General features: G+C 62.8%; 10 protein-coding genes. 1 reads left to right on the top strand and 9 read right to left on the bottom strand.

What is annotated here, in order from left to right; all coding sequences use genetic code 11:
* Positions 1–13: 13 nt before the first annotated feature.
* From egtB to NOX35_RS10205, 4 genes are all read right to left on the bottom strand, one after another.
* Entirely contained in the window at positions 14–1324 is a 1311-nt protein-coding gene (gene egtB, locus NOX35_RS10220) for an ergothioneine biosynthesis protein EgtB (protein ID WP_256496555.1), read from the bottom strand.
* Positions 1311–2243: an L-histidine N(alpha)-methyltransferase gene (gene egtD, locus NOX35_RS10215; protein WP_256496908.1), complete on the bottom strand. Its 933-nt coding sequence runs from the start codon at positions 2241–2243 to the stop codon at positions 1311–1313. The genes egtB and egtD overlap by 14 nt, the downstream gene beginning before the upstream one ends.
* Positions 2244–2724: 481 nt before the next feature.
* Complete coding sequence (locus NOX35_RS10210; RefSeq protein WP_003080665.1) at positions 2725–3339, bottom strand: OmpW family protein; 615 nt, start codon at positions 3337–3339, stop codon at positions 2725–2727.
* 203 nt (positions 3340–3542) lie between these two features.
* Positions 3543–4562 carry a DUF808 domain-containing protein gene (locus NOX35_RS10205; protein WP_182286572.1) on the bottom strand — a complete coding sequence of 340 codons (1020 nt, stop codon included), beginning with the start codon at positions 4560–4562 and terminating at the stop codon, positions 3543–3545.
* 143 nt (positions 4563–4705) lie between these two features.
* Here NOX35_RS10205 and NOX35_RS10200 point away from each other — a divergent pair, with 143 nt between their 5' ends.
* Positions 4706–4915 carry a hypothetical protein gene (locus NOX35_RS10200; RefSeq protein ID WP_256496554.1) on the top strand — a complete coding sequence of 70 codons (210 nt, stop codon included), beginning with the start codon at positions 4706–4708 and terminating at the stop codon, positions 4913–4915.
* Between the two features lie 33 nt (positions 4916–4948).
* On the opposite strand, the gene NOX35_RS10195 is transcribed toward NOX35_RS10200, so the two are convergent.
* The 5 genes from NOX35_RS10195 to NOX35_RS10175 form a co-directional block, all read right to left on the bottom strand.
* On the bottom strand, positions 4949–6154 hold the full coding sequence (locus NOX35_RS10195; RefSeq protein WP_256496553.1) for a VWA domain-containing protein: 1206 nt from the start codon (positions 6152–6154) through the stop codon (positions 4949–4951).
* A gap of 2 nt (positions 6155–6156) precedes the next feature.
* Positions 6157–8739 carry a DUF5682 family protein gene (locus tag NOX35_RS10190; RefSeq protein ID WP_256496552.1) on the bottom strand — a complete coding sequence of 861 codons (2583 nt, stop codon included), beginning with the start codon at positions 8737–8739 and terminating at the stop codon, positions 6157–6159.
* 172 nt (positions 8740–8911) lie between these two features.
* Complete coding sequence (locus NOX35_RS10185; RefSeq protein WP_003069729.1) at positions 8912–9994, bottom strand: AAA family ATPase; 1083 nt, start codon at positions 9992–9994, stop codon at positions 8912–8914.
* 37 nt (positions 9995–10031) lie between these two features.
* On the bottom strand, positions 10032–11786 hold the full coding sequence (locus NOX35_RS10180) for a DUF5691 domain-containing protein (RefSeq protein ID WP_256496551.1): 1755 nt from the start codon (positions 11784–11786) through the stop codon (positions 10032–10034).
* On the bottom strand, positions 11783–13162 hold the full coding sequence (locus tag NOX35_RS10175; RefSeq protein WP_275054614.1) for an SWIM zinc finger family protein: 1380 nt from the start codon (positions 13160–13162) through the stop codon (positions 11783–11785). The genes NOX35_RS10180 and NOX35_RS10175 overlap by 4 nt, the downstream gene beginning before the upstream one ends.
* Positions 13163–13538: the final 376 nt, after the last annotated feature.

Genomic DNA, 13538 nt, shown 5'->3' with positions numbered 1-13538 from the left:
CTGGCGCGCGACTTCAGGCATCGCGCGCCAGACGCAGCCCCGTCATCTGCCAGCGAGCCGTTGCGGGAAAGAAGTTGCGATAGGTCAGCCGCGCATGACCGGCAGGCGTGAGGCAGGAGCCGCCGCGCAGCACATACTGGTTGACCATGAATTTCCCGTTGTACTCCCCCACGGCACCCTCGGCCACGCGAAAGCCCGGGTAGGCGGCATAGGACGAATGCGTCCACTCCCAGACCTGGCCAGTTGCCACCCCATGATGAGCGCCTGAGACTTCAGGATGCAGGCTGGCATGACCCACAGACGAGGACACAGGCCAGTCATGCGCCCCCATTGCCACCTCCCACTCCATCTCCGTCGGCAGGCGCGCACCGGCCCAGCGCGCATAGGCATCAGCCTCAAAGTAGGAGATATGGCAGGCAGGCCTCAGCGCATGCAGAGCCGTCACGCCATACAGGCTGAACTCCTGCCAGCCCGCATCACGCGCACCATCTTGAGCTTGCCTCCAGTACCAGGGGTGGCTCAGTTGCTGGACCTGGCACCAGTCCCAGCCTTCGGCCAACCACCATTGAGGCCGACTGTAGCCGCCATCCAGCACAAAGCGCAGAAACTCGCCATTGTTCACGGGCCTCGATGCAATCTGCGCAGCTTGCACATAGACACTGTGCCTGGGCATTTCATTGTCAAACGCAAAGCTACCGCCACCATGACCTATGCTGTAGATGCCCGCCTCAACTGGCAGCCATGTGAGATCAGCATAGGCCTGCATGAAATTCTCCTCTGCTATCCCATCTGACGCATAAGCAGGCCAGAGCGGGTGACAAGAAAGCAAATGCTTGATATCGGTGAGCATCAACTCCTGATGCTGCTGCTCGTGCTGCAAGCCCAATGCGACGAGCTGAGCAACAGCCTGCTGCGTCGTCGGGCTTTTCTCTTTCATGACGGCCATCAGCGCCAGCATCTGCTCATCCACCACAGCGCGATAGGCCATGACCTGCGCCAGAGCAGGTCTGGTCAGCAAGCCCCGCTGGGCTCTGGGATGGCGTGCACCCACCTGCTGGTAATAGGAGTTGAACAGCATGCGAAAACTGCCGTCAAAAGCCTGATGCCCTGGCTGGTGCACGGCCAGTACAAAGGTTTCGAAGAACCAGCTGGTATGGGCCAGATGCCATTTGGCAGGACTGGCGTCCGGCATGGATTGCACGCAGGCGTCTTCTGCAGACAAGGGCGCAGCCAGCTTTTGCGTGCAGGCCCTCACCCGCTCGTACTGCTGCGCCAGCACTATCCAGTCCCTGGCAACAGGCGCCATGGTTTCAGGCATGGGCATGAATGACGGCAAACCATTGCTGCTCATCGGTCCAGACCCTGGGTTCGGCAAATCCCGCGCAAGCCAGCATGGAGAGGAAATCGGACAGCGGGTATTTGTAGCTGTTCTCCGTATGGATGGTCTCGCCCTGAGCAAAATAGCGCAGGCCCTGAGGCCAGCACACCATGACGGGGCGACGGGCGCGCAAATGCATCTCTATCCGCGATGTCTGGCTGTCGAAGCGCGCCTCATGCGCCCAGTCCTGAAGATTGAAATCGCTGCCAAGCAGACGGTTCACATGATTGAGCACATTGAGATTGAATTCGGCTGTAACGCCCTGCCCATCGTCGTAAGCGGCTATCAGAACCGGTACCGGCTTGGGCAGATCAATGCCAATCAGCAGCCCGCCGTCGCCCCCCAGAAGTGAATGCATATGTCCGAGCATATGCAAAGCCTGCTGCGTATCAAAGTTGCCGATCGAGGAGCCAGGATAGAACAGTTCACGCCGCGTCTGTGGCACACCTGACGGCAAATGCCAGTCCCCCGTGAAATCCGCTGCAACCGCACGAGCCGTAAGTCGCGGAAAGTCATGCTCCAGCCTGGCCACGGCGGCCTGCAGAAACTCGACCGCAATATCCACTCCCAGAAACTGCTGCGGCCCCACACTGCGGCACAGGCGTCGCACTTTTTCGCAATTGCCTGCTCCCAGCTCTATCAACACCTGGCAACCCGCCATGGCCTGGGCGATCTCCAGGTCGTAGCGGGCCATGATGGCAGCCTCGGTTCTTGTGGGGTAGTACTCGGGCAGCTCGGTTATCTGCTCAAACAGGGCGCAGCCATGCGCGTCATATAGGAACTTGGGAGAAATCTGCGCCTGCCGCTGCATCAGCCCCTGCGCCAGTTCATAGCGCAGATGCGTCGGGGGGGCATATGCCTCCATGAAGGTGCAGCCCTCGCCCTGAAGCGGTGGAGGTCTCAACGAGGACGCCAGGGGCAATGGAATGCGCCCTGCGCGTGATGCAAACTCTATCGATGCTGCCTGCCTGTCGGGTGTCGCGCGCATGCTGATCCTCCTGAAGAGCTGATCGCGCGATGCAGCCATTGCCCGCGCCATCACTGCCAAGCCTGCTTTAGACCCTCAGCCTAGCGCGGCCGACAATCGGCAGAAGTAGGACTGAAGCCAGCGATCCTTTTACTGCATGCGCATGCAGCAATGCTGACAAAGTCAATACTGGCCAAAGAATTCAGCAAAAAAAATCGGTATCCCGCGCTGGCGGAATACCGATCTAAACATACACCCTAGCCTCCGAAATCATCAGGCCATGCCGACCTGCTGACTCCGATGCACCGCAGAGCCTGCGGTGCGTGCCTCGCCTGCGGGAAGAAGGCCGCAGACGAGAACACTCTTTGCCGTGAAGCTATCAGAAGCGATAGCCCACGCCCACACCCACCAGCCATGGGTCAACCTTGAACTTGGTGTTTTCAAACACGCCTGCACCTGTGACCTTGGTACCCAGATACACCTTCTTGATGTCGAAGTTCAGTGACCAGTTCTTGTCCAGCGCATAGTCGAAGCCAACCTGCAGCGCGCCGCCAAAGCTGTTCTTCTTCACGGTCACGGCACCATCCAGGATGTCCACGTTCGAGAAGCGTGTGTAGTTCACGCCCGCCCCCACATAAGGCTTGAAGGCCCCAAAGTTGGTGAAGTGGTACTGCGCCAGCAAGGTGGGGGGCAGATGCTTGAGCGAACCGATCTTGCCGCCATTCAGGCGCACATCATGCTTTTGAGGATAGGTCAGCACCAGTTCTGCCGCGATGTTGGGCGTGAAGAAGTAGGACACGTCCAGCTCAGGCATCCACTTGTTGTTGATGCTCACGCCTGCGTCTCCGGCAGCACCACCGTTGTCGCTGTCCAGATGCAGAGCGCGCACACGAACCTGCCAGGGGCTGGAGCCGTCAAACGAAGATTGGGCAAAAGCGGTACCTGCGGTCAGGGCGCTGGCAACAGCAGCAATCGCGATCAGAGTCTTTTTCATGGGTTCTTTCCTTGAAGAATTGGGTGAGTGCAATGCTTTGCATCCCTTGGCATCCATTGAAACAAAGCCACTCCCACACGGGTTTGTCCCAGGTCAACCCGCGCACCAACACCGCAAAGAAAAAAGCGGACGTTGCCCATCGGCCACGTCCGCCCAAGATACTGATGAAGCGCAAAAATTTGCGTCAGCAGTGATGGTAGTCGTCAATTCGGATGAGCCACCCTGGCTGGCCGCAGCTTGTGCCACAACTCCACGCACACCACTACCGCACCGCCAATGACGGCCCCAACAGCCACATGCACCAACACCGGTCCCAGCGCTGCCACAATGCCGCCCGTGGGCACGATCACCTGCTCTATCCAATGTTCGACCGGCTCTATGCCGTGCACCAGCAAGCTACCGCCCACCATGAACATGGCAGCCGTGCCCACAATGGACAGCCCTCGCATCAGCCACGGGGTAAAAGCAATCAGACCACGGCCCATGGCCTTGGCAGCGCTGCTGCCCTTGGCCATCAGCCAGCCGCCCACGTCATCCATGCGCACGATCCCGGCCACCAGTCCGTAGACGAACACGGTGATGGCAAGAGCCACGGCGATCAGCACCGAGGCCTGCTCCCAGATGGGCTTGGCAGACACCGTACCCAGCGCAATCGCCATGATTTCGGCCGACAAAATAAAGTCCGTGCGCACGGCCCCCTTGACCTTCTGCTTTTCATACTCCATCGGGTCCATCTGCTTTTCACGTGCGGCTCGCACCGATGAAGGCGCAACACCTTTATGGGCCGCCTCCTCAGCATCCACCACGGCGTCATGCGCGTCATGCTCTGGGTGCTTGTGAAACAGCTCAAGGATCTTTTCCACGCCTTCAAAGCACAGAAAAGCGCCTCCCACCATCAGCAAAGGCGTGATCAACCAGGGCACAAAGGCGCTGATCAACAGTGCCGCCGGCACCAGGATGGCCTTGTTCATCAACGAACCCTTGGCCACCGCCCAGACCACTGGCAGCTCCCGGTTGGCCTTCACTCCCGTGACCTGCTCGGCATTGAGAGCCAGATCATCGCCCAGCACGCCGGCCGTCTTCTGCACCGCCACCTTGGTCTGTGTGGCCACGTCATCGAGAATCGCCGTGCTCTTGCCCGCAGCGGTCTTGGTCATCAAAGACACGTCGTCGAGCATGCTTGCAATATCGTCTAGCAGCATCAAAAGGCCGGCACCTGCCATCGCACTCCCCAGTTGGTTTCAATGTCCATCATCATGCCTGCAAACCGTGCAGCGACTGCGGCAGGAAGTTGCCAATCGCCTAGGCAATCAGCACGGCAAAGGCTTTGCAGCGACAATGAGCGCCCTCATCGAACGGAAACCCTGTGACTCAAGCCATCGCTCATGCCGAACTGATTGCCAGCTACCGCAAACTTGCCGCAGAGGCCGCCAAGAAGGCGGAACTGGTCAAGGCCGCAGCGGGCAAAGGCCCCAAGACCATTGCGACGGTCAGCGAAACCGCTGCCAAGGCCGCGCGCCGCCGCGATGTGATGGCCGCCAGGCTGGCCAGGCTTGGTATCGATCTGCCGGGCTGAGCCTCAACGAGCAGCCTTCTTCGGGCGGTCTTCTTATTTGCTGGTCTTGAAGCCCTGTGTCGCCGCCCAGGCGGCCACATCGTCGCGGCGGATGGCCGCGGCCATGAGCTGCGGAAACGCATCGGGAGTGCAAGCAAACGAGGGCACGCCCAGTGCTGCCAGCTTGGCCGCCAGTTCCGCGTCATAGGCCGGTGCGCCCTCGTCGCTGAGCGCCAGCAGCGTGATGAACTGCACGCCTGCTTCCACCAGCTCGTTGGCGCGGCGCAACAGGCCCGACTCCACACCGCCCTCGTAAAGGTCGGAGATCAGCACCAGAATGCTGTTGCGCGGCTCGCTGATCAGCCCCTGGCAATAGCCAACCGCACCATTGATATCGGTGCCGCCGCCCAGTTGCACGCCAAACAGCACATCCACGGGGTCGTCGAGCTTTTCCGTCAGATCGACCACGGCCGTATCGAACACCACCAGCTTGGTGGCCACGGCCGGCAGGCTGGCCATCACCGCACCGAAGATGCTGGAATAGACCACCGAGTTGGCCATGGAGCCGCTCTGGTCAATGCACAGAATCACCTCGCGCTGCGGGCGGCGCGCCTTGCGCCCATAGCCGATCAGCGTCTCTGGAACAATGGTCTTGTACTCAGGCTGCCAATGGCGCAGGTTGGCGCGTATGGTGCGATTCCAGTCGATTTCGGCATGACGCGGGCGGCGGTTGCGCTGGCTGCGGTCCAATGCCCCGGCCACGGCACTGCGCATGGGTTCCTCGAGCTTTTTCATCAGCTCGTCCACCACCTTGCGTACCACCAGCCGCGCAGTGGCCTTGGTGTTCTGCGGAATCACCGAGCCCAGCGAAATCAGGTCCGCCACCAGATGCACATCGGGCTGCACGTTCTCCAGCATCTCGGGCTGCAGCAGCAGCTCGCGCAGATTCAGGCGCTCCATGGCATCGCGCTGCATGACCTGCACAACCTGGCTCGGAAAGTATTTGCGGATATCGCCCAGCCAGCGCGACACCGAAGGCGAGGAGTTGCCGCGTCCGCCCCTGCGCGATGCCAGCTTGCTGTCTTCCTCATACAAGGCCGCCAGCGCCTGATCCATCTCCTGCAAGCGGCCTGCAACACCGCCGCAACTCGCGTCAGCGGGGCTGCCCAGCACCATGCGCCAGCGCTGCAGCCGCGTGGTGGGCTGCAGCTCTTCGGATTCCTGTTGCGGCTCGGTTGCCAAATTTGCTGTCTGCTTCATCGTCATACCTTGGCCGCAGCCGCATCAAAATCGGTAGCTGTTTGGGATTGGCCCATCAGCGCCTGAGACAGATTCAAGCCCAGCAACTCATTGAGCACGGGCAAGGCCAGCAAGGCACGCGACTCATCCCAGGGCGCGGCATCGTCCGCAGCGCCCACCGCAGGACCGGGTGCCACAGCGCCCCCCACAGGCGTTCGCTTGACCTTGTCGCCCAGGCTTTGCCGCTCGTGATTGCTGAAGCTCGAGAAACTGCGTCGCACCAGCGGCAGAATCTGTGCAAACTGCACCTCACCCAGACCGCTGAGCCAGGCATCGACGGCCCCCCAGATGGACTCGTCATGCAGCAGCACCAGCGCCTGCCGGTTCAGGAAACCGTCCAGCCAGGCCGCCACATCCATAGGTGCCGCACCCAGCGAAAGATTGCGGTTGAACTGGCGCACGATTTCAGCGCTTTCCAGCAACTGCTCGTCCAGCAGCAGACGGCAGGCCATGCCGCGCAGCAGCGCCGCTGCAGCATCCCCCATGGCCAGGCTGCGCAGTGCCAGGCGCCAGGCATCCACCGCCTGCTGCGCCTCGCCGTCGCTGGTGCGCAGCCGCAGTGCCTCGTGCGCCGCCAGCACCTTGGTCTTCATGGCGGCCGCAGCATCCTCATCCATGGCCATGCAGGCGACAGGCAGGCCGATGGCGGCGCGCAGCACCAGCGAATCGATCACGCCGGCCAGCAGGGCCGTATCCGTCTGGCGCACACTGCCATAGCGATAGACATTGGCCAGCGGAGGCAAGGCCTGCAGAAGCTGGGCCACATCGCCCGTGGTGGCGGCACGCTGTGCCAGCGTGGCGATCAGGGCCTCGACCAGCTGCGGCAAATCGGCCAGCAACGCATCGTCGATGGCCTGCGCGATTTCGGGCAGCGAGGTCTCGGGCGTCAGGCTGGAGCGCAGCTTTGCCGTGGCCGCCTGGGCCACGGTCGCGCCGTGCACGCTGGCCTCGATGATGCGCACCGCCAGCTCGGGCTCCCACTGCAGTTGCCAGCTTTCGCGGAAAGTGCCCCGGTTGCGCTGGGCATCGGTGGCGCGCACGCCCCAGTCGATGCCGAGCAGACGCAGACGGTGCAGAAAATGGCTGCGTGCCAGATCGGTGTCCTTGCGCAAATCCAGCGCCAGCAACTTGCTTTCCGCTTCGGGCTTGAGGCGCAGCGACTTCTGCTGCTGCTCGATATCGCGCTGCAGCGGCACCTGGGGAACATCGGCAGGCACCTGGCCCAGCACATGACCGACGGTCAGTTCCTCGTCGATCAATCTGAGCGAAGCGTCCTCGCCCATGCAGATCACGGTGACTATAGCCTCGTTGATTTCCTCCAGGCCGGGCATGGGCTGGCCGCGCAGCGCCGCCAGACTCTCGGACAGCCGCGTGGCCTCGATGATGTGAGCGCTGGAGCAATCCAGATCCTTGTCGCGCAGCAGATGGGCCACGCGCGTCAGCCAGCCCGCCGTGCGCAGCGTGGCTGGAGAAATCTCGTTTTTGATAGCTGCTTGCGCTTTACCATCAATAGTTTGAGGCTGATCTGACTCCAAATCCGGGGGGGGCTGATAGCACTGCCACAAATGCTGGTACCAGCCTGGGGAAGTCACGCCCGCGCCGTAGCCGCTGCTGCTGGCCAGGTTGCGGTAGGTCCAGGGGGCCCAGGTCGCCATCACCTTGGCCTTGGGCAGGCCTTTGAGCAGGGCACTGTCGGCCTTGGCCGTCACGCTGGCCTTGAGCGCCGGCACATGCCAGGCACCGCAGACCACGGCAATGCGCTGGTGACCGGCCTTGATCGCCTCGCGAATGCACTGGCGCATATAGGCTTCGCGCAGTGCTTCGCGCTTCATGTATTCCTCGCCGCGCCAATGCTCGCCGTCCTTGGCCAGCTCTTCGCGCGCTGCCGTCATCACCTCGCCAATGCTTTCAAACAGTGCTTCGCTGTCACCTCGCTCCTCGACCAGACGGTTCCACCAACTCTCACCATCGTCAAAGCCTGCGGCATGGGCCAGCCAGTCCAGCGGATCGCGGTGCAGATGTTGAGGGGCCGGTGCCGGAAGGTCCAACTGCAACTCATGCTCGTCACCGTCCTGCATATCGGCCAGCGTCGCGGCCTTCGCATCCTCTGGCGCTTCTGCGGCATCCTGCTCCGAGTCCGGGACAGCCGCCGACAGCACAGTCTCCTCGGCTTCCTGAGCCGCCTTCTTCAGCGCTTCGCGTCGCGCAAACTCGATGGCCATGCCATGGGTCTGGGGCAGGTCGATAAAGCGGGTGGCAACACCCTGGCGACTGGCCCACTGCAATGCCTGCCATTCGGGTGAGAACTCGGCAAACGGATAGAACGCGGCTTGGCTGGGCTCGTCCTGCATATAGACCAGCATGGCCACCGGCGGGCGCAGCTCGGCACTTTGCAGCATGGGCAGCAGCACCTCCCCCTCGGGCGGGCCTTCCACCAGCAGGCAATCGGGTTGCAAGGCCTCAAGCGCCTGCAACAGGCTGCGCGCGCAGCCTGGCCCGTGATGGCGTATGCCAAAGAAATGAACAGAATCAGCGGAAGTGGCCATGGGCTGGGTCAATCAGAAATTCTTGAGGAGCGACTGCATTTCAATGCGGTTGGCACAGCCCAGCGAATCGAAGATTCGCGCTTGAGACGAGGCGTCTTTGTCGAAGACAGTAGCAGCGCTACGGCGAGACAAAGCAACGAAGTATCAAGGGCTGTGGCAGCCGCTCGCCGAATTACAGTTGCTCGCGGCAGGCGCGGTACAAATCCTTCCAGTCGCTACGCTCCTTGACCACGGTTTCCAGATATTCCTTCCATACCACCGTGTCCTGCACCGGGTCCTTGATCACGGCTCCCAGCAGGCCCGAGGCCACATCGGCCGCGCGCAGCACGCCATCGCCGAAATGGCCAGCCAGCGCCATGCCGCTGTTGATGACCGAGATGGCCTCTGCCGTGGACAGCGTGGAGCTGGGCGACTTCACGCGCACGGTCTTGCCGTCCTCGGTCTGGCCGTGGCGCAGCTCGCGGAAAATCTGCACCACACGGCGCACCTCCTGCAGTGCAGGCGGCTCGGTGGGCAACTGCAGCGCCCGCCCCTGCTCGGCCACGCGTTTGGTGACGATCTGCACCTCCTCGTCCTGCGAGGCCGGCACAGGCAGCACAACAGTGTTGAAGCGGCGCTTCAGGGCGCTGGACAGCTCGTTGACGCCCTTGTCGCGATTGTTCGCCGTGGCAATGACCGAAAAGCCCTGCACGGCCTGGAACTCCATGGACAGCTCCGGCACAGGCAGCGTCTTTTCGGACAGCACGGTGATCAGCGTGTCCTGCACATCGGCGGGAATACGTGTGAGCTCCTCGATGCGCGCAATCTTGCCCAACTTCATGGCATTGACCAGCGGGCTGGGAATCAGTGCTTTCTCGGACGGACCGTGGGCCAGCAACTGGGCATAGTTCCAGCCATAGCGCAGCTGCTCCTCGCTGGTGCCGGCCGTGCCCTGGATCAGCATGGTCGAATCGCCGCTCACGGCCGCAGACAGATGCTCGGACACCCAGGATTTGGCCGTGCCGGGCACGCCATACAGCAGCAAGGCACGATCGGTGGCCAGTGTGGACACGGCAATCTCCATCAGGCGCGGATTGCCGATGTATTTGGGGCTGAGCTCAAACCCGTTGCTGAGCTTGCCACCCATCAGATACTGGAGCACGGCCCAGGGCGAGAGCTTCCAGTTGGGCGGGCGCGGACGGTCGTCCACCTTCTGCAGGGCATCGAGTTCTTCGGCAAATTGCGCCTCGGCGTGCTGACGTAGTACTTGGCTCATGGTGACTTTCGGGTTGAATGCAGAAAAATTCGAAGGCTTAGGCGCTCAGTGCAGCATGCAGGGCCAGGCGCAGATCGACAATACGGTTGAGTTGCTCGAGCACGCGCTCGTCATCCCAGGGGCGCAGACGGGCGCGCTCCAGCCGCGCCTGTTGTTCGGGCGTCAGGGTGCTTTCCGCAGCCACTGCGGCGACCTCTTCGGTCGCATCGGCCACCTTGGATACCAGCTTTTTCCAGAGCCCGGCCAGCCCTGACGGAGCAGTTGCCTCGGGTGGCTGCGGCACGGCAAGTTCCTCAGCCTGCGGAGGCTGACGCCAGAGTCGCACAAAGCGCGGCAGAACGGCCGGATGCAGTCGGCGCGCGCAGGCCAGCACGGCCTGATCGGCCTGCCAGCTATGCCAGCTGCCTGTGGCCTGTTTGCCGCCCAGCGCCTTGTCCAGAGCGTCCATCAGTTGCTCAGACATGGATTGAGAAAACACGCCAACCACGGGCATGCTGCTCTCGATGGTGTTGATGCGGTCCACCAGGCTGCCCTTGGCCTGCTGCAACTGCGTCTGCCACAGCGCTTCGCGCTCCTGCTGGCTCAGCCGGTCCAGCAGGGCCGACAGCAACGCCTGGGCTCGTGAATCGCGCTCCATGGTCTGCAGCAGCGCAATCCAGCGCACATCGGGCTGATCGCGCAGGGCCGCCAGCCAGCCCTGGCGCAAAGCGGTCTTCCAGTCGCTGCGGCGGCTCCAGTCCCAGAGCCGCTCGGGCGTCATCTCCAGGGTCTGCAGCCAGAAATCGAGGGGTGCAAGCTCCACCATCTGCTGCAGCCACCAGGCTTTCACGCCCTTGATATAGGCTGGCGGTTGCAGCGCAATGCCGTCGCGTTCCCAGTCCTTGCTGCCCTCCTCGGGCGGCTCGACCTGCCATTCCCCCTTGGCATTGCGACTCAGCATGGACTGCAGCCAGCCCGTGATGCGCAGGCTGTGCGCGCTTTGCGGCAGACGCGAGAGCAGACGGGCCGCGTTCTCGCGCACCTCCTTGCTGCGATCGGTCAGCAGCTTTTCCAGCAGCGGCTCGTCCGCCATGGACAGTCCCACGCCCAGGGCCAGCACCATGGGCGCACGTTCCTTGGCATTGAGCTCCTTCAAGCTGGCTTCCAGTCTGGCGCGCGCCCGGTCTGCATCGGTCTCACGTTCGCTGTGCAGCAGCGCCACGCGCTGCTCGATGGAGCCCTCCTGCCAGATCAGCTCGGCATTGGCCGTTTCCTGCACGCCGCTGGCATAGCTCCATTGCGGGTTGAGCCCGGCCAGCCAGCGTCCTCGCTCGCCAAGCACCGGCGTCAGCCAGGTACGCAATTCCACAGAACGGCGGCCTTCGTTCAAAGCCTCGACCAGAAGCGCATAGGGCAAGCGCTGTCCAGCCTGATCGAGGGCATGAAACATGGGAGCGAGCATGCTCTCGGGCCCATGCTGCAACACATCACGCATCAGGCCATGCAAGCGCTCATCCTCGGGCGCACAACGAGACTCGTCGGCAGGCAATGCCGGGGAGCTCAAAGGTGCGCCGAGCCGAACCTGCGCACCGGGTTGCCAGCCCGCCCGCTCCAGGACGGCTGCGACGGCGCTGGCCCTCAGCAACTGCGCAGCCGTTGATGCAGCCGGCTGCAGCCAGGCGGCTTGCATGGCTTGCAAACCGGGGCTGGCTGCGGTATCGACCTGTGCGGTCAGCACCGCAGGTACGGCCAGCCTGTCCGCGCCGACCAGACTTGACTGCTGCAGCGCAGCCCATAAATTGGCGCTGCTCATCGCATCTCTCCTTGGTTCTGCCAGATGGGGGACAAGGCCTGGCTGTGAGCATCGTGCTGCCAGGCGCTGAGCAAGCGCCAGCGCCCCAGTTGCGGCCCGGACTCCCACTCGCCAAACAGGGCAAGAGGCGTGCCGCCGCTCAGCGCCAGCAGCCGCCAGGCTTCATCATCGGCAATTACGGCTGGCACCGGCGCCGCCTGGCTCTGCCCTGTGGGCCAGCCCACCAGCCATTGCCCCTCGGCATACAGCAGCTGGGCATTCGCACACCACAGCGGCTGCACCGGCTGCAGCGCATTGGCGGCAATGCGCTCGCCCAGTTGTTGCAAAGGTTCGCCCAGAGCCTTGAGCGCCAGGGCAGCGGCATCGCAGCTGTCGAGTGCTTCAACCCCATTGACGGCAACCGCCCGCAAGCTCGCCCTGCCAGGGTAGAAGCTCAAGGCTGTGCGGTAGGCGCCGCCGCTCACCCAGGCCGTCTCGAACCCGCGCCCGCCCTGGGCATAGTCCAGCATCAGGGCCACGCGGCCGGTATTGAGGCCCTGCAACCAGACGCGGCGCTCCAGCAGTCGACCCTCGCGCTCGATCAGGCGCTGGCCCAGCACCCGCCAATCGTCGCTGATGGTCTCGCCACGGGCCTGCACTTCGGCCTTGTCCATGGGCCAGCCCAGGGCAGCCATCACGTCGGCCTTCACCTCTGGGCTCAGCGAGTCACGCCGCTGCACCGCGTCCACCAGCAGTTGCCAATGGCCAAGCTGCACCAGCAGGTCACGCGGCCAGGTCGGGTGGCTGTCCACCAGCTCCCAGGCTTCCCTGATTCGTGCGGCCATGCCCGTGGCCTGGGCATCCACCATGCGTGCCGCCATGGTGTTCCAGTGCTGGCGCGCCTGACTGTCGCCGGCCTGATTGGCCAGACCGGTGCGCACCATGTCCTGCATCCATAGCGACAGTTCATGCATGCCGCCAGCAACCTTGTCCCAGCGTTTGTCCTCGCGCTTGGCCTGCTGTCTGGCCAGAGCCTCCTGATCGGCAACCGGCGCAGCGGCAATGGCCGCCGCCTTGGCCTCTTTCTGTTCGGCTTTTTGCTGACGACCACCCAACCAGTTGCTGACCCACTCCGGGGGCTCGCCGCCCTCCGGCACCTGGCCGCCTGCGCGCAGCAGCATCAGCGCCAGCCCATGCTTGCAGGGGAACTTGCGGCTGGGGCAGGAGCACTTGAAGGCCGGACCGCTCAGATCGACCTGAGTCTGATACGGCTTGCTGCCGCTGCCCTGGCACTCCCCCCATACCGCAGCATCATTGCTGCCTGTGTTCGGCCATTTGCTCAGGGACTGCAGTCCCTTGGCCGCCTTGGATGACGCAGCATCCGGCGACAGTGCCAAAACTTCCGCTTCCGTTGCTAATACACGCGACACCAATGTCTCCCGTCCCGAATCGACGCCATATCTTGATAGTTCGAGGCGCTAACGCACCAAGGGCGAGTGCGAGACTACCCTCGAAAAACCTCGTCCGCACTTTGCTGAAACAGTGCTTTCAGCGCGGCAAAAACCGTGTTTTGACAGACCGCGCAAACCGTTGCGCGCAATGCGTCAGCCTATCATCGCCACGGCACTGTGCCGATGAAAACGTACAAAAAATCAGAACATAAAGAAGCCGGCTGACATGCATCACCCGGCTTCTTCACTCATTTGCAGCGCCGCGCTTTCAAGCAATTGCCGGAGTCATCACTACCGCCGCAGATGCAAGTGCCGACTCCGC

Source organism: Comamonas sp. C11 (assembly GCF_024496285.1).
GTDB lineage: Bacteria > Pseudomonadota > Gammaproteobacteria > Burkholderiales > Burkholderiaceae_C > Comamonas > Comamonas testosteroni_F.
The sequence above is the reverse complement of the archived record's forward strand: the minus strand, read 5'-3'. Positions and strand labels throughout refer to the sequence as shown.